At 44.1% G+C, this 16,643-nt stretch carries 12 protein-coding genes; 9 read left to right on the plus strand and 3 right to left on the minus strand.

The annotated features are described in order from the left end of the window. The first annotated feature begins 2 nt into the window (after window positions 1–2). The 7 genes from ispC (at window position 3) to G7Y90_RS08440 (ending at window position 9,749) form a co-directional block, all read left to right on the plus strand. Window positions 3–1,211, plus strand: coding sequence for a 1-deoxy-D-xylulose-5-phosphate reductoisomerase (gene ispC / locus G7Y90_RS08410; RefSeq protein ID WP_250163897.1), 1,209 nt, complete (start codon window positions 3–5; stop codon window positions 1,209–1,211). An 85-nt stretch (window positions 1,212–1,296) separates the two neighbouring features. Further along, window positions 1,297–2,673 carry an RIP metalloprotease RseP gene (gene rseP / locus G7Y90_RS08415; protein ID WP_250163898.1) on the plus strand — a complete coding sequence of 459 codons (1,377 nt, stop codon included), beginning with the start codon at window positions 1,297–1,299 and terminating at the stop codon, window positions 2,671–2,673. A 262-nt stretch (window positions 2,674–2,935) separates the two neighbouring features. After that, window positions 2,936–5,359, plus strand: coding sequence for an outer membrane protein assembly factor BamA (gene bamA / locus G7Y90_RS08420; RefSeq protein WP_193216919.1), 2,424 nt, complete (start codon window positions 2,936–2,938; stop codon window positions 5,357–5,359). Window positions 5,360–5,505: 146 nt separating this feature from the next. Beyond that, the gene (lpxD, locus tag G7Y90_RS08425; protein WP_250163899.1) at window positions 5,506–6,522 is read left to right on the plus strand and encodes a UDP-3-O-(3-hydroxymyristoyl)glucosamine N-acyltransferase; all 1,017 of its coding nucleotides are present in this window, start codon (window positions 5,506–5,508) and stop codon (window positions 6,520–6,522) included. Between the two features lie 72 nt (window positions 6,523–6,594). Continuing rightward, window positions 6,595–7,104 (plus strand): 3-hydroxyacyl-ACP dehydratase FabZ, encoded by a 510-nt coding sequence (gene fabZ, locus G7Y90_RS08430; RefSeq protein WP_045444990.1) that lies wholly within the window; start codon window positions 6,595–6,597, stop codon window positions 7,102–7,104. Between the two features lie 202 nt (window positions 7,105–7,306). After that, a complete protein-coding gene (gene lpxA / locus G7Y90_RS08435) occupies window positions 7,307–8,086 on the plus strand; it encodes an acyl-ACP--UDP-N-acetylglucosamine O-acyltransferase (protein WP_250163900.1) in 780 nt (259 codons plus the stop codon). Between the two features lie 310 nt (window positions 8,087–8,396). Then, the gene (locus G7Y90_RS08440) at window positions 8,397–9,749 is read left to right on the plus strand and encodes a sodium-dependent transporter (RefSeq protein ID WP_201559871.1); all 1,353 of its coding nucleotides are present in this window, start codon (window positions 8,397–8,399) and stop codon (window positions 9,747–9,749) included. 96 nt (window positions 9,750–9,845) lie between these two features. Here the strand turns inward: G7Y90_RS08440 and tgt are convergent, their stop codons facing one another. Continuing rightward, window positions 9,846–10,997, minus strand: a complete 1,152-nt coding sequence (tgt, locus tag G7Y90_RS08445; RefSeq protein WP_193009500.1) for a tRNA guanosine(34) transglycosylase Tgt — start codon at window positions 10,995–10,997, stop codon at window positions 9,846–9,848. A gap of 236 nt (window positions 10,998–11,233) precedes the next feature. Between tgt and G7Y90_RS08450 the strand changes: the two genes are divergently transcribed. Beyond that, complete coding sequence (locus tag G7Y90_RS08450) at window positions 11,234–11,884, plus strand: SOUL family heme-binding protein (RefSeq protein ID WP_201559869.1); 651 nt, start codon at window positions 11,234–11,236, stop codon at window positions 11,882–11,884. A gap of 164 nt (window positions 11,885–12,048) precedes the next feature. Here the strand turns inward: G7Y90_RS08450 and asd are convergent, their stop codons facing one another. Then, window positions 12,049–13,182: an aspartate-semialdehyde dehydrogenase gene (asd, locus tag G7Y90_RS08455; RefSeq protein WP_201559868.1), complete on the minus strand. Its 1,134-nt coding sequence runs from the start codon at window positions 13,180–13,182 to the stop codon at window positions 12,049–12,051. Window positions 13,183–13,564: 382 nt separating this feature from the next. Here asd and G7Y90_RS08460 point away from each other — a divergent pair, with 382 nt between their 5' ends. Beyond that, window positions 13,565–14,689: an endonuclease/exonuclease/phosphatase family protein gene (locus G7Y90_RS08460; protein ID WP_193009498.1), complete on the plus strand. Its 1,125-nt coding sequence runs from the start codon at window positions 13,565–13,567 to the stop codon at window positions 14,687–14,689. Between the two features lie 494 nt (window positions 14,690–15,183). Here G7Y90_RS08460 and G7Y90_RS08465 read toward each other — a convergent pair whose 3' ends face one another. Continuing rightward, the gene (locus G7Y90_RS08465) at window positions 15,184–16,587 is read right to left on the minus strand and encodes a peptidylprolyl isomerase (protein ID WP_250163901.1); all 1,404 of its coding nucleotides are present in this window, start codon (window positions 16,585–16,587) and stop codon (window positions 15,184–15,186) included. Between the last annotated feature and the right edge of the window lie 56 nt (window positions 16,588–16,643).

Consider the following 16,643-nt stretch of genomic DNA (forward strand, 5'->3'; position numbering starts at 1 on the left):
CGATGGTTATGACGCAACGCATCGCCGTACTAGGCGCGACAGGTTCGATTGGCGATAGCACGTTAGCAATATTAGCGGCGCAACCACAGCTTTACACGGTCTACGCTCTGTCAGGCTATCACCGTTTAGACAAGCTGTTCGCACTTTGCCAGCAGTTTTTGCCAAAGCGCGTTAGCGTACCGACCGCCGCAGTCGATGATTTTGCCCAGCGACTCCGTGCGGCAGGTCTTGACATCGATGTGGTAGGCGGCGAAGCAGGGCTGGTCGACATTGCCACTGATTCGCAGACGGATACCGTTGTCGCTGCGATCGTAGGCGCAGCTGGTCTGCCTTCTACTTTAGCTGCTGCTCGTGCAGGTAAGCGTATTTTACTGGCGAATAAAGAAGCGCTGGTGATGGCAGGGCAAGTGATGATTAATGCGGTCAAAATGCATAACGCTACTTTGCTGCCGCTTGACTCTGAGCACAACGCTATTTTTCAGTGTTTACCACTGGCTATTCAGCAGGACAATACCCAAATCCATCAGCTAAATCACGGCGTGCGCAAGTTATGGTTAACGGCCTCTGGTGGACCGTTTTTGCAAAAATCGTTTGCGCAGATGCAACAAGCGAGCGTCGCCGAAGCGGTCAAACATCCAAATTGGTCAATGGGTCAAAAGATATCTGTCGACTCAGCTACGATGATGAATAAAGGGCTTGAGTTGATCGAAGCCTGCCATTTGTTTGATTTGTCTGAAGATAAAATAAATGTGGTGATTCATCCACAAAGTATCATTCACTCAATGGTAGAATATAGCGATGGTAGCTTTTTGGCGCAGCTCGGCAGTCCCGATATGAAAACGCCCATTGCCCATGCGCTCAGTTACCCTGATCGTATTGAGAGCGGCTCGCAGCCGTTAGACTTATTTGCGCTCAATGGTTTAGAGTTTATTGAGCCTGACTTGCAAAAATTTGCCTGTTTGCGTTTGGCAAGACAGGCGATGCAAGCGGGCACACAAGCGACGATTGTCTTAAATGCAGCGAATGAAATTGCTGTGGCTGCGTTTTTGGCTGGAAAAATTCGCCTGACCGACATTGCTGATATCAATGAGCAGGCTTTGAATGATATACAGCTGCCACCGTTAAATGAAACGGCTGACATAGAAGATATACTAGCAATTGATAAAATAGCACGTCACCTTACAGAAAAACTTGTGGCAAAGTTGGTGTAACTGTATCAATAACTGCGTCGTTAAAAAACGATGTTAATAAAAGATGCTAAGAAAGAATGCTGAGAAACCATACTGAGAAAAGATCATGACGTTTTTATTAACGCTCCTTGCGGCAATATTTGTCTTAGGTCCGCTTATTGCCTTACATGAGTGGGGACACTATATCGTCGCTCGTCTTTGCGGCGTTAAAGTCTTGACCTATTCTATCGGGTTTGGTCCCAAACTCTTTGGCTGGACGAGCAAAAAAAGCGGTATTGATTATCGTATTTCCGCTTTGCCACTTGGTGGTTATGTCAAAATGCTCGATGAGCGCGAAGGCGAGGTAGCAAAAGCTGAGCAACATTTGGCGTTTAATCGTCAGCATCCACTAAAAAAGATTGCGATTGTTGCCGCTGGTCCTATCATGAACTTTATCATTGCTATTGCGCTGTTTTGGGTGTTATTTATGACACCATCAGAGCAGTTAGCGACGAAGATTGGGCAGGTATTACCTGATACGCCTGCTGCTATGGCACAGTTGCCAGTTGGCGACAAAATCGTTGCGATTGATGGGCATGAGGTACAAACGTGGGAAGGCATCAACTATCGGCTTGCCGGACGGATGGGTGAGACGGACAACGTCAGTATTACTCTGCAATCAGAGGCACAAGCTGATAATGCGATCAAAACTTATCAAGCGCCCGTAACTCAGTTTATGCAAGGCAGCGCGCAAGGTAAAGATGCGTTGACCAGCTTTGGCATGCTGCCATGGCAACCAGATATTGCACCGATAGTAGGTGACTTGACCGCTGATGGTGCCGCCAGTCGCCAAGGACTAAAAGTAGGCGATCGTATTATTGCTATCAATGATCAACCAATTAAAGATTGGCTCAGTGCTACTCGTATCATCCGCGACAGTCCTGAAACTTTGCTTAACTTCACAGTATTGCGTGATGGTAAAACCGTACAGCTTCAGATTATGCCGCAAGGTAAAAAAGACAATTTGGGTAACGATTATGGGCAAATTGGTGCTATGGTGGCACAGTCCGAAATTATTATTCCTGACGCTTACAAGACCACTGTAGTCTATGGCCCTGGTGAGTCATTGGTGAAATCATTTGAGAAAACTGAACAGCTTGCAGTGATGACCGTCAGCTCAATGGGGAAAATGCTATCAGGCATGATTGGTTTGGATAATTTGTCAGGTCCGATTACCATCGCTAAAGTGGCCAAACAGAGTTTTGATATCAGTTGGCAGATGGTGTTATCGACGGCGGCTTTGATTAGTTTGAGCCTTGCTGTACTCAATCTTTTGCCCATTCCTGTGTTGGATGGCGGTCATATTGTGTATTATCTTATTGAATTGATTCGCGGTAAGCCACTCTCGGAAGGGGTGCAAATGATTGGACTAAATATCGGCTTACTCTTGCTGGCAGGTTTCATGGTGTTAGCAATTGGTAATGATATCAGTCGGCTGTTTTGACCAGCGAATCGCTAATATGATCGATAAGGCACGAGATACTAATGGTTTTACGCCTATTATGGGATGATTATGACCATGATAGGTAGCATGCTTTGTATCATGGCCTCTGTACTAATCGTAATTTTTAGTTTATTTTGTGATGCATTTTATATAAAGTGTTCTGAGTCTGCTGCGTATGCGCTTAAATTTCATGCGAAATGCGCTAGACAATATGGGCTTTTTAACTTAACTTAAGCAAGTTTTTTATTGACGGATAGTGTTTATGCGTACGCCTTTATTTATGAGCGCGGCAGGGTTGCCGTTAGTTGTAGCGATGATGAGTATGCCAGTACAGGCTGCAGAATTTGTAGTCACTGACATCGGTTTCAATGGTTTGCAACGTTTAACCCCCGATAGCCTCTATCCGGTTCTACCTATTTCGGTAGGGGATACGGTAAATGACAGTAGTTTAGCAGCCAGTATTAAGGCGCTTTATGCGACCGAAAATTTTGCTGATATTCAAAGCCGTATCGAAGGTGGACAGCTACGGTTTGATGTCGTTGAGCGCCCAACGATTGCTGAAGTCAATTTTGAGGGCAATAAGCTCATTCCAAAAGAAGGGCTAGAGCAAGGTCTAGACAATGCTGGTCTGTCTGCCGGTAATGTGCTGAAACAAGCCACGCTACAAGGCGTCGCCAATGAGCTACAGCAGCAATATATCAGCCAAGGCTATTACAACAGCAATATTGAGGTTGATCAAACGTTACTTGATGGCAATCGCGTCAAGCTCGACGTGCGTTTTGTCGAAGGCAAACCTGCCAAAGTGGTCGATATTAATATCATTGGCAATAAACATTTTAGTGATGAAGAAATCAAAGACGTTTTTGCGGTAAAAGAGTCTTCGTGGACACGTCTGCTGTCAAAGTCTGATCGTTATGCCAAAGAAAAGTTGGCTGCCAGTTTAGAGAATCTAAAAGCGCTTTATCAAAATGATGGTTATGTGCGTTTTGCAGTAGATAATGCGGTGCTCAATATCAGTGAAGATAAGAGCAGCGTGTTTATCGAAGTGAGTCTAAGCGAAGGCGAACAATATCAGTTTGGCGAAGTGAATTTCTTAGGTAAGCCGACTTTTGAGAACAATGAACTAACAGAGTTGGTGACTTTTGCACCCAATGAAAAATACTCGCAAGCCAAGCTCGATGAAACCACTGCGGCACTTAAGAGTCGTTACGGTAATGAAGGCTATTATTTGGCGCAGGTGAGACCAGTACCACGTATCAATGACGAGACCAAAGTAGTGGATATCGATTATTTCATCGACCCTGCACGTCCCATTTACGTTCGTCGTATTAATTTTACTGGTAACATCAAAACTCAAGACGAAGTACTGCGCCGTGAAATGCGTCAATTAGAAGGCGCATTGGCAACTAGTGACAAAATCCAGTTGTCACGGACACGTCTAATGCGTACTGGCTTCTTTAAAGCAGTCAACGTTGATGTAAAACCAGTACCGAACCAACCAGACCAAGTAGATATCAATTATACGGTTGAAGAGCAGCCTTCTGGTAGCTCAACGATTGCCGCGGGTTACTCACAAAGCGGCGGTGTGACTTTCCAGTTAGATCTAACACAAAACAACTTTATGGGTACAGGTAACCGTGTGAAAGCGGCACTATCACGCTCAGAAACCCGTGATTCTTATAGCTTGGGTTATACCGATCCGTACTTTACCGAAAACGGCGTCTCACAAGGTCTTAGTGCCTATTATCGTGAAACGAAATACGATGATAGAAACGTCAGTAACTATGTCACCGATTCTTATGGTGCTACGCTGAACTATAGCTATCCTGTTGATGAAACCAAACGCGTTAGTGCCGGTTTGAACGTTGATAACACTTCAGTACGTGGTGGTCGCTTCTTAGGTGTATCAAACGTTCAGCAAATTATTGATGATGGCGGCACGTTTGAGAACTTTGTCAATGATGAAAATGAGGCTTCTGGACGCACAGGCTTCAAAAATGACTACAATACTTATAACCTACTATTTGGCTGGGACTATAGCACCTTAGATCGTCCAGTGTTCCCGACCAAAGGTATGAGCCATACGGTCGATGCCACCATTGGCTTGGGTGATACCAACTATCAAAAACTTGTTTATAGCGGCAACATCTATTATCCCTTCTACAAAGACTGGGTAGCACGCGGTTATACTAAGCTTGGCTATGGTAATGATTTGCCATTTTATGAAAACTTTTATGCTGGGGGTTATGGCTCTGTACGTGGTTATGAAGCCTCAACCCTTGGGCCAAAATCACAAACGTATTATGATGCCATAAATGATGATGTGCGTTACAAAGACGAAGACATCGGTGGTAATGCGCTAGTCAGCTTCGGTAGTGAGCTAATTTTGCCAATGCCGTTTAAGGGCGATTGGGCAGATCAAGTGCGTCCGGTATTGTTCGCTGAAGGTGGTCAAGTATTTGATACGACTGATAAGGAAGATCGCACTTTTATCAATCCTAATGACGGTACTGATACGGGCGTACCACTGTTGACGCAAGACAATAGTATGCGCTTTAGTGCGGGTGCAGGTATAACCTGGTATACGCCAATTGGTCCAATTTCATTAAGTTATGCTGTACCTATTGGTGATAAAGAAGGCGATGAAACTGAAAAAGTTCAGTTCCAGATTGGTAATACGTTCTAACGTAGCATGATTGTTTGCGTTCATGTCGTTAACCATAGCAGTTACTTAAATGAACGCAGCATCTGTTAGATATTAGTAGATCGCCAAGGTGATTGTTCAGCTTGGCGATTGTCTTATTCATAATAATATTTATATTAATAGTCACTATGATAACGATTGAGCAACTTATCACTCGGATTGAGCAGCGTCAGCCCATCACCAATAAGGCTGAAATCAGCGCTGAACAGCTACGTCAAAAATTCAGCAGTATTGGTAGTTTGACCACGGCTGGTCATAATCAGTTAAGCTTTTTGGCCGATCCTCATTATATTTCTAGTCTGGCTATCAGCGAGGCAGGGGCTGTATTGGTTACTGCAGAATATCGCGACCAAGTGCCCGCCACAGCGATAGCGTTAGTCGTCGCAAGCCCATACTTAGCTTATGCTGGTGCTAGCCAGTTGTTTGCTCGTGAGTCACTGTCTGGTGGTATTCATCCTAGCGCTGTGATTGCTGATAGTGCGGTCATTGGTGAGCAGGTGAATATCGGACCTTTTTGTGTGATTGCCGATTATGTGCAAATTGGTGCGCGTAGCTCACTTGCGTCGCATGTGGTGATCGAAGAAAATACGACTATTGGTACTGATGGTGTTATTAAATCACAAGTGGTGATTGGGCATGATTGTGTCATTGGTGATCATGTGAGGTTACACGCGGGTGTCAGTGTGGGTGCAGAAGGTTTTGGTTTTGCACCAACCAAAGATCCTAGTACCACTGGCTGGGAGCGTATTGCTCAGTTAGGACGGGTCGTAATTGGCAACCATGTACGAATTGGTAGTCAAACTTGCATTGACCGAGGTGCCATTGATGATACAGTCATTGGCAATCACGTTATTATTGATAATTTGGTACAAGTTGCTCATAACGTGCGTATCGGTGATGGCACAGCCATCGCGGCTCAAACGGGTATCGCAGGCAGCACTAGTATCGGCAAGCGCTGTATTATTGGCGGTGCCGTCGGTATCACAGGTCATATCGAGATTACAGATGATGTCACTTTATCTGGGATGACCATGGTAACCAAATCTATCAAAACCGCTGGTTCATACTCCTCTGGAACGGCTGCTATGCCGACAGCTAACTGGCGACGGGCAGCTGTACGCTTCCGTCAGCTTGGGCGTGATTAGCGCAAATATCAATGCATATATACAAACACAGTAAAGTCATAGCGATTTAAAACATAGCAAGGAAGCACCATTATGAGCAGCACCGATATCGATATTTTAAATGATAAAGAAATGAAAAGCTTAGCTGAGCAAGGTCTTACGCTGCCATTAACTTATCATACGTTAAAGCATTATTTGCCACACCGTTATCCTTTTCTTTTAGTAGATAAGATTATTGATTGCACACCTGGTGAGTGCATTACAGGTATTAAGAATGTGACTATCAATGAAGAGTTTTTCAATGGTCATTTTCCTGATGAGCCGATTATGCCAGGGGTACTTATGGTTGAGTGCATGGCTCAGGTCTCAGGCGTGCTCGGATTTATCAGTGCTGGTCTAACCGCAGAAGATGGTTATTTATATCTATTTGCAGGTGTTGATAAAGTCCGTTTTAAGCGTCGAGTGATTCCTGGTGATCAGCTGACTATTCGTGCTAAAACAGTGATGCAGAAGCGCGGTATTTATAAATTTGACTGTACTGTACATGTTGACGATGAGTTAGCTGCCAGTGCGCAAATAATGATTGCTCGCCAAGAACAATAACGTTTACCAATAGCCATTGTGCCTCGTAGCCGACCTAATTCTTTAAACAAAGCATCTAAAAAATTAGGTCAAAGCGGGTTACAAGCATTATAATTGACACTCGCATTTAACAGCAGAGCCATGCTTAGGTTTTCTCATAAAACTAAATTGGCTGTATTTGTTTTACCATTTACTCGCATCAGATCATACAAAGGCCCACATTATGAGTCAGATCCATCCAACAGCACTCATCTCACCGTCCGCCCAAATTGATGAGACTGCTATCATTGGTCCGTATTGTATCGTCGGTGATGAGGTCACTATTGGTGCTCACACGGTTCTGCATCGCCATGTAGTTGTTACCAAATTGACTCGTATTGGTCAACACAATGAGTTTTATCAATTTGCGAGCATTGGCGAAGATCCTCAGGATTTGAAGTATGCTGGTGAGCGTACTTGGCTTGAGATTGGCGATTATAATACCATTCGAGAAGCCTGTAGTTTACACCGCGGTACCGCACAAGATAGTGAGCTAACTAAAATAGGCAGCCATAATCTACTGATGGTGAACACTCATGTGGCTCATGATTGTGTGATTGGCGATCATAATGTATTGGCCAACAATGTTGGCGTTGCAGGGCATGTGACTATTGGTAATCACACGATCATTGGCGGTAATTCAGGTATTCATCAGTTTTGTACGGTTGATGACTATAGCTTGATTGGGGGCGCAAGTCTGATTCTAAAAGATGTAGCCGCCTTTACCATGGTATCTGGTAATCCAGCAACGACTCATGGTCTCAATGTGGAAGGCATGCGTCGTAAAGGATGGTCAAAAGAGACAATTGAGGTATTGCGTCAAGCTTACCGTATGATTTTTAGATCGGGTCTTACGACCGTGCAAGCGCTTGAGGTTTTGAATAATGAGCTGCTACCAAAAGAGCCGAAAATCCAGTTGCTCATTGATTCACTACAAAAAAGTCGTCGTGGTGTGGTGCGCTAGAACGGCGATTGGCTTTTACTGAAAATCATATATAGTATGCATTCATTAATCAGCCAAACTCTTGTCAGTTATAGATAAAATTACCAGAAGCCATAACCAATTGTTATGGCTTTTTATGTTTATGAGCGCTTGACTTTTTTGGTGGCTTAGCAGAAACTGAGCCTTTACGATATTGTAAACAATTCTTTCTTAATGTTGCTGGACGCCTCACATTGAGGTGTTTATTGAATAGCCTGATATTTCTCATGGCTATTTATGATAATCAAGGAAGATTATCAGTGATGTTAATTGAAGCACGAGGACGGAAAAAATGGCTATTAATAAACAAGAACATGCACAGTGGAGCTCAAGTTTTGGCTTCGTATTGGCAGCGGTTGGTTCAGCAGTTGGTTTGGGAAACATATGGAAGTTTCCTTATATGGTCGGTGAAAGCGGTGGTTCAGCTTTCGTTATCGCTTATTTATTCTGTATCGCGCTGGTAGGTTTTCCGATTCTAGTCGCTGAATGGCTGATTGGTCGCCGTGGACAAAAGAACCCAGTCAACACTTTTGCGGATGTTGCAGCAAGTGAAGGTAAGTCGCGCAGTTGGGGCATCATTGGCGCGTCAGGTATTTTAGGTGGTTTCTTAATTCTATCGTTTTATAGTGTGATTGGTGGTTGGGCACTCAACTATATTACTAAAGCAGGTACAGGCAGTTTTATTGGTCAAGACAGTGATTCTATTGCTGCGACCTTTGATGCTATGTTGGCTTCAGCAGGTACATTGACGATTTGGCATACCGTGTTTATGGCTATTACTGCTTTGATTGTTGGTATTGGTGTGACCAAAGGTATCGAAACTACGGCTAAAGTCTTAATGCCACTACTAGGCGTGATTTTGTTCGTCATCGTTGGTTATAACGTGATAAACGGTGGTTTTGGTGAAGCAGTGGCTTATTTATTCACACCAGATCTTAGCAAGTTGACTGGCGATGTGATGCTTGCAGCATTGGGTCATGCCTTCTTCACTCTATCTATTGGTATGGGTATTATGATTGCTTATGGCTCATATTTGGGTCGTGAAGTGAACTTACTAAAAACCGCCCGTACTGTTGTGATTTTAGATACGGTTATTGCTTTGGCTGCTGGTCTAGCAATCTTCCCAATCATCTTTAGCAATGGTTTAGACCCTGCTTCAGGTCCTGGTCTTATCTTTGTCAGCCTACCGATCGCTTTTGGTAGCATGGGCGCAGGGACGATCATTGGTACGTTGTTCTTCTTACTTATTACTTTTGCTGCTATTACCTCATCAATCTCATTGCTTGAGCCAACCGTTGAGTTTTTAGAAGAACGTACACCGATGAGTCGTACGGTATCAACCATCGTTGCCAGTACAGTGATTTGGCTATTAGGCGTTGCGGCATTACTATCATTTAACCTATGGTCTGACTTCACTATCATGGGGAACGGTATCTTTGATGCATTGGATAAAATTACCAGTAAATTCCTTCTCCCGCTAACTGGTCTTGCTGCAATTATTTTCGTTGGTTGGCAAATGGATCAACGCAGTATTCAACAAGAGCTTGGTCTGTCTAATAGTGCATGGCAATTATGGCAAATCGTTGCTAAGTTTGTAGCACCGATTGCCGTGATCGTGGTATTTGTAACCTCGTTAATGGGCTAGTACTGATTAACTAGAAATAATAAAAGCAACACACTAAAAAGGGCTTAAGATAATTCTTAAGCCCTTTTTATAGCTATGACAATGGCAAAAGTATGATTAGCGTAGATTTAACTCAGGTACTGTTTGTCCACGTTTGTTATAAAATTCGCTGACAAACTCATCAAATTTGTCTTGTTCAATGGCATCACGAATACCTTGCATCAAACGCTGATAATAGCGCAAGTTATGGATAGTCGCTAATTGAGCACCCAGCATCTCTTTACACTTATTAAGATGGTAGAGATAAGCACGGCTAAAATTTTGGCAAGTATAGCAGTCGCACTCAGGATCTAGTGGACCTTCGTCATTGCGATATTGGCTGTTACGGATACGTACCACACCAGCATTGTCTGCATCGCCTGTGACGAAGTAGTGACCATTACGCGCGTTACGCGTCGGCATCACACAGTCGAACATATCGACACCGCGACGTACGCCTTCAACTAAATCCTCAGGCTTACCAACGCCCATCAGATAGCGTGGCTTATCTGCTGGCATATCATCAGGGAGGTAATCTAGGACATCTATCATTTCATCTTTTGGTTCACCAACTGACAGACCACCAATGGCATAACCATCAAAGCCGATATCGAGCAGGCCTTCAAGTGATTGCTGACGCAAATCAGGATACATACTGCCTTGAATAATGCCAAATAATGCGTTGGTGCTGCCCAGTCTGTTGTGCTCATCAACACAGCGCTGTCCCCAACGTAAGGACAACTCTAACGATTTTTTTGCTTCGTCATGAGTTGCAGGATAGGGCGTACACTCATCAAATTGCATGACGATGTCTGAGTTCAAGCTGTACTGAATCTGCATCGATTTTTCTGGAGACAGAAAAACTTTCGCACCATCGATAGGAGACTTAAAGTCGACCCCTTCTTCGGTGATTTTACGCATGGCACCCAGACTGAATACTTGGAAGCCACCTGAATCGGTCAGGATAGGCTTATCCCAGTGCATGAACTTATGTAAGCCGCCAAACTTATCAATCACCTCGGTACCTGGACGTAACCATAGATGAAAGGTATTGCCCAAAATAATATCCGCACCAATGGCTTCAATATCACGTGGCAGCATGCCCTTGACTGTACCATAAGTGCCAACAGGCATAAACGCTGGCGTTTGTACGTCGCCATGATTGAGATGAACCGTACCACGGCGCGCACGCGTGTCACCGCTGGCCGTTTTATGTAAGACAAATTGCATATGATTATCGCTATTTACGCTATGAAAATGGTGATAATTATAGCATTGTTAGCAGTTTTTTTGGACATGGATGTTTATGAGGTATTGATATATCTGATAAATGTGTCTTTTGGTTAATAGTATTTTGTCATAACCAAAAGACACAGACAGTACTTATGAGTAGTTGGTAAAGTAGAAATCATAATGGCGAGACAGTAACCATTGCTAACCGATGTTTTAACTGCTGGAGACATACTATGAAAAAGGTAACCTACTTATTATTAAGTGGTTCATTATTAACCTCAGGAGCAGCTATGGCGACCGAAGAGCCGAATTATACAGTGTTGTCGCAAATGGATGACTTTGAGCTGCGTCGTTACGATAAGCAGCTAGTGGCACAAACGTTGGTAAGTGGTGACCAAGACTCAGCGAGTCGCGAAGGGTTTAAAGTGTTAGCCGACTATATATTTGGCAATAATACAGCGCCAACTGGCGGCAGTAGTAAAATTAGCATGACTGCGCCCGTTACAATGCAGCCTAATAACAAAAAGAGTGATAGCGAATCACAGAAAATTGCGATGACAGCACCAGTAAGCATGCAGCAAGACGATGGTAAGTGGCGTGTACAATTTACTATGCCCAGTCAATATACGATGCAAACACTGCCAAAGCCTAATAATCCAAACATCACGATTACCGAGGTGCCAGCACAGACGTACGGTGTGATTAAGTTTTCAGGGTTGGCAGGCAGTAAAAAAGTAGCGACTAAAACGGAAGAGCTACAATCTTGGATGCAAACCCAAAATTTGACTATAACGGGCGAGCCTGAACTGGCGCGTTATAATCCGCCTTGGACACTGCCTTTTTTGCGCCGTAATGAAGTGATGATTGCTTACAAGACAAAGTAATACTAGCCTCAAAGTATAAGATGAGCGTTGTCACATTTGCTGAGCTTGTTATAAGTAGGACTTGCATTTGTTTGCCGTGCTATTCAAATTTTTGGAAGTGGTACGCCCATAAAAAAAGACAGCATTTGCTGTCTTTTTTGTACTGACTTTTTAAGAAAATAAACTTAGTCTTTTTGCTCACGGATGATATTCAGCATACGACGTAGCGGCTCGGCTGCGCCCCATAATAATTGATCACCAACGGTAAATGCGCCTAGATACTCAGGGCCCATATTGAGCTTACGCAAGCGACCTAGTGCAACTGTCAATGTACCAGTCACTGCCACTGGCGTTAAACGATTCATAGTCGCTTCTTTGTCGTCTTCGACCAAGTCCAGCCATTCATTGCCGCTGTTTTTAAGTGCTGCTTCGATTTCTTCTAGCGGAATGTCTTTTTTGAGCTTGATGGTAAGGCCTTGCGCATGACAGCGCATCGCGCCAACGCGCACACACATGCCGTCGATAGCAATCTTATCGGCTTCAGAATTACCAAGGATTTTATTGGTCTCGACACCGCCTTTCCATTCTTCTTTTGACTGTTTGTTTTCTAACTGAACATCGATATAGGGGATCAAGCTACCTGCTAGTGGCACACCAAAGTATCGCTTAGGAAAATCATCTGAGCGCTGAGTCTGAGCGATTTTTTTATCAATCTCAAGGATGGCGCTGGCAGGATCAGCCAACTCGTCTTTGACCGCATTGTGTAGCACGCCCATGCCAGCGATTAATTCGCGCATGTTGTTAGCACCAGAGCCACTAGCGGCCTGATAAGTCATGGCGCTGACCCATTCTACCCAGCCTTTATTAAACAGCTCACCAATCGCCATGAGCATCAATGACACGGTACAGTTACCACCGATAAAGTCTTTTTTGCCATTGGCTAGGGCGCTGTCAATAACGGCGCGATTGACTGGATCGAGAATGATGATGCTGTCATCTTCCATTCGCAAGGTGCTTGCCGCATCAATCCAGTAGCCATTCCAGCCACTATCACGTAGCGGTTGATGGACTTGCGAGGTATAGTCGCCGCCTTGGCAGGTAATGATGACATCACAAGCTGCTAGCGCGTCAATATCATGAGCATCTTTTAATTGGCCGGTATGAATACCATCAAGGCTTGGGGCATCACCACCTGCGTTGCTGGTTGAGAAAAACACGGGTGTAATACCGTCAAAGTCTTTTTCCTCAGTCATACGTTGTATTAATACTGAACCGACCATGCCGCGCCAGCCTACCAAGCCTACTGTTAAATTACTCATGAAACTCAATCCTTTTTACCATAAATTGTTGCATTGTCAGCCGATAACAATGCCGTGAATAGCCATAAAAAGCAAGGCGTTTTGGCCGTTTTTAGTGGTTTTTCATACACTATTAATGATGTTCAGTATAACTTTAAGTTATTAACCTAATGGCGATAGTGGCGATGCCTCACTCGCCACAAGTAGATAGCCCTAAAAATAAGTTCGTCCGTAGTATTCGTTATGGTGGGCGAATTAAAAGTGTAATGTTTTATAGCGGTTAACGAATAATCCATGCTCATCAGTAGGCGATAACCTTCTGAAATGCTAAAGTAAACAGCTAACGTCAGTTCAGTTAAAACCATGGCGATATTCATCATTTAATAGACGGCTAATACATACTATGGATCTCTCACTATTATATTACAGCATACAGTGGCTAGCAGGATTCATCGCATTTGTGACGATTTGGGGCTGGATACCACTGGATAATTGGTGGGTGCGCGGTGTTGAATTTCCGCGTATTCAGATCATGGTGTTGGGTGTCATCGCTTGGATTGGTATGCTGATTTTTTGGTCAGAGTGGCAGCTGGGACAGTGGCTGTTATTTACCGTCTTAAGCATTACATTAGCCTTTCAGCTTAGGATGGTATTGCCTTATACCAAGCTATGGAAAAAAGAAGTTCAAAAGGCAAAAGACAAGCCAGAAGGGCAGGCGCATCAACTAAAAATAATGGTATCAAACGTACTAACGCCCAATGATGACACCCAAAAATTGGTGGATTTGGTGAAGCAAAGACAGCCTGATATTTTAATTACGCTAGAGAGTGATGAAAAATGGGAAAAAGCGCTGCATCAAATCGAGGCTGATTATCCTTACACCGTAAAAGTGCCACTAGACAATCTGTATGGGATGCATCTTTATTCTAAGCTTGAGTTGATTGATCCTGAAGTTAAGTACTTGATGATTGATGACATACCTTCTATTCATGCCCAACTGCGCCTGCAAAGTGGTCGCGTGATTTGGTTGTATTGCTTGCATCCCATGCCGCCGAGTCCGACGGAAGCGGATAAGTCTACTACCCGCGATGCTGAGCTATTGATGGTTGGCAAGCACATCAAAGAAAACAAGCAAACGGCGATATTGGCAGGCGACCTCAATGATGTAGCATGGTCAAAGACCACGCGACGCTTTCAACGTATCTCGGGATTGTTGGATCCGCGTATTGGTCGACATTTTATCAATACGTTTCATGTCAGCTATCCATTTTTACGTTGGGCGCTGGATCATATTTTCCATAGTGCTTGCTTTACGGTGGTAGATATTCGGCGTATGCCGTCGATAGGTTCGGATCACTTTCCTGTTATGACGACTTTACAATACGAACCAGAAGAGGAGAGCAATCAAGCGCAAAATGCCCCTACTGCAGAAGCGGAAGATATAAAAGAGACTGATAATAAAATAGTAGAAGGTAAAAAAGAAGGTGAAAAAGTCTCAAAGGAACATGCAGAAGAGCAGAGAAGTTAGGGTTGATAGCCTGCCAATACTATAGCCATCGTATGATGCAATGTTAAAAGAGGCTGTAAGCATATGCTTACGTTAAATAAGGTCTTTAGCCTCTAGTCGCATTAAACTGATTACCCTACAATACCTGCATCAACACAAGGATACGCATGGATGCAGTGTTGAGACAGTATCAATAAAACACAGGTCAGCCCGCTGTCTTATAGGATACTGTTTATGACTTAGGATGAGTCAGCATGGAAGAAATAATAACAACAATATGAAGCGCCATAGCCCCGAACCAATCGCCCTAGGTTCGGGGCTTTTCTTTGTGTGCGTAATGCTTACATTTATTTTATTCGATATTCTTGTGTTTGGATATGCTGCAATATATTTAAGATGACCTTCTGATTATTTTTAGCGCATAAATAAATGTCAATAAAGAAAGGGTACATGCATTAGCATATACCCTTTTTGACAAAGCATTATTAGATTTGACTTATCGATGCCTATATCAGTTAGCCAAGTACTTGGATGTAAGCACCTGCGCGTAGCTCTTGTAGCCAGTCTTCTTTGGCTTGCGGTGCTAAGCGCTGATAAAGCGCTTGACGTGCCATGTTGCGACGATATTGATCGCTAATATCTTGTTGGCGTTTGCCGTCTATTTTCAATATATGCCAGCCAAACTGGGTTTTGAAAGGAGCAGAGTAGTCACCAACCGCCGTATTTTTCATCATGGCTTCGAATGGACCAATCATATCTTCTTCGCTCACCCAATCAAGATCGCCACCGCGGCCAGCGGAACCGGGATCATCTGAATAGGTCGATGCTAAACCAGCAAAATCAGCGCCGCTGCGTAGCTGTTCATACAAATCATTAATCTTTTGCTCAGCAAGCGCGTCTGTCTGTAGCTCATCAACTTTTACCAATATGTGACGAGTACGCCACTGTGGTATCAGCATAGTGTCGCTGGCTTTTTTGTCAGCAAGTTTGATGATGTCGATGCCTTCAGGCGTTATTAGTGGTGCGCTGACCGCACCAACCTCAAGTTTGGTAATCTCACTTGATAGCTCTGTAGGTAGAGAAGCGGCTTTATGAAAGCCCATATCGCCACCTTGTAGCGGAATAGGATAGTTGCCTTGGCTGGCAGCGACCGCTTCAGCGACATCAACGTTTGGTGCAAGCAGGCGAGTACGCAGAGCTTCTGCTACCTTTAAAGCCTCATTGCGTTGGGCTTCTGAGAGTCGGCTGTAGTCATCCATGTAAGGCACTCGTACATGAATCGTTTGATACTCACTCTGGTTTAAGCGCTTGGCTTCAGGCGAGGCCAAAAATGCATCAATATCTTGTTCGCTAATGCGCACGCGGTTACCGATTTGGCGCTGTTGCAAGGCTTGAATGGCTGCGTCTTCGATTAATTGCGCACGTAGCGCCGCATAGCTACCAGGTTTTGCTGCGTCCAAACGCTGTTGCAAAGCTGAGATGCTCGTCAGCCCTTCTGCTTGCGCGATTTGACCAAGGCGTTGATTAATAGCCGCTTCATCAGGGTTTAAACCGACGCGCTTAACCATGGACAGTTGTAACTCACGCAATATGAGCGCATTTAACACCTCAGACTGTAGTTGTGCTGAGTTTGCTATTGGTTCACCAGCCGCTTGTGCACGTGCTTGTGCTTGGGTAGTAGCATCGATCAAATCGCTCTTTAAGATAGCATTTTCATTGACTAAAGCAATAATGCCATCGGTGCTATTGGCTGGCGTCAAACGATTGACGTTATTCTGCGCGGTCACGGCATTTGCTTGAGTCGCTTGTGATTTTGCAGGTTTAACGGTGGCAGCTTGGGCGCTCAATGTAAGCGCAAGGCTGGCACTCATAGCTAGCAATACAGCACGGCTGGTTTGACGTAAAGAAAAAAATCTCATGATGCTCCTCATCAATGTCATCGCATCGGATGGTAGTTGGTCAACGCTGTTTAATA

Source organism: Psychrobacter sp. WY6 (genome assembly GCF_018448495.1).
GTDB lineage: Bacteria > Pseudomonadota > Gammaproteobacteria > Pseudomonadales > Moraxellaceae > Psychrobacter.

Coding starts and splice junctions, on each gene's coding strand:
- ispC (WP_250163897.1), top strand. CDS start 3: ATGGTTATGACGCAACGCATCGCCGTACTAGGCGCGACAGGTTCGATT.
- rseP (WP_250163898.1), top strand. CDS start 1,297: ATGACGTTTTTATTAACGCTCCTTGCGGCAATATTTGTCTTAGGTCCG.
- bamA (WP_193216919.1), top strand. CDS start 2,936: ATGCGTACGCCTTTATTTATGAGCGCGGCAGGGTTGCCGTTAGTTGTA.
- lpxD (WP_250163899.1), top strand. CDS start 5,506: ATGATAACGATTGAGCAACTTATCACTCGGATTGAGCAGCGTCAGCCC.
- fabZ (WP_045444990.1), top strand. CDS start 6,595: ATGAGCAGCACCGATATCGATATTTTAAATGATAAAGAAATGAAAAGC.
- lpxA (WP_250163900.1), top strand. CDS start 7,307: ATGAGTCAGATCCATCCAACAGCACTCATCTCACCGTCCGCCCAAATT.
- G7Y90_RS08440 (WP_201559871.1), top strand. CDS start 8,397: ATGGCTATTAATAAACAAGAACATGCACAGTGGAGCTCAAGTTTTGGC.
- tgt (WP_193009500.1), bottom strand. CDS start 10,997: ATGCAATTTGTCTTACATAAAACGGCCAGCGGTGACACGCGTGCGCGC.
- G7Y90_RS08450 (WP_201559869.1), top strand. CDS start 11,234: ATGAAAAAGGTAACCTACTTATTATTAAGTGGTTCATTATTAACCTCA.
- asd (WP_201559868.1), bottom strand. CDS start 13,182: ATGAGTAATTTAACAGTAGGCTTGGTAGGCTGGCGCGGCATGGTCGGT.
- G7Y90_RS08460 (WP_193009498.1), top strand. CDS start 13,565: ATGGATCTCTCACTATTATATTACAGCATACAGTGGCTAGCAGGATTC.
- G7Y90_RS08465 (WP_250163901.1), bottom strand. CDS start 16,587: ATGAGATTTTTTTCTTTACGTCAAACCAGCCGTGCTGTATTGCTAGCT.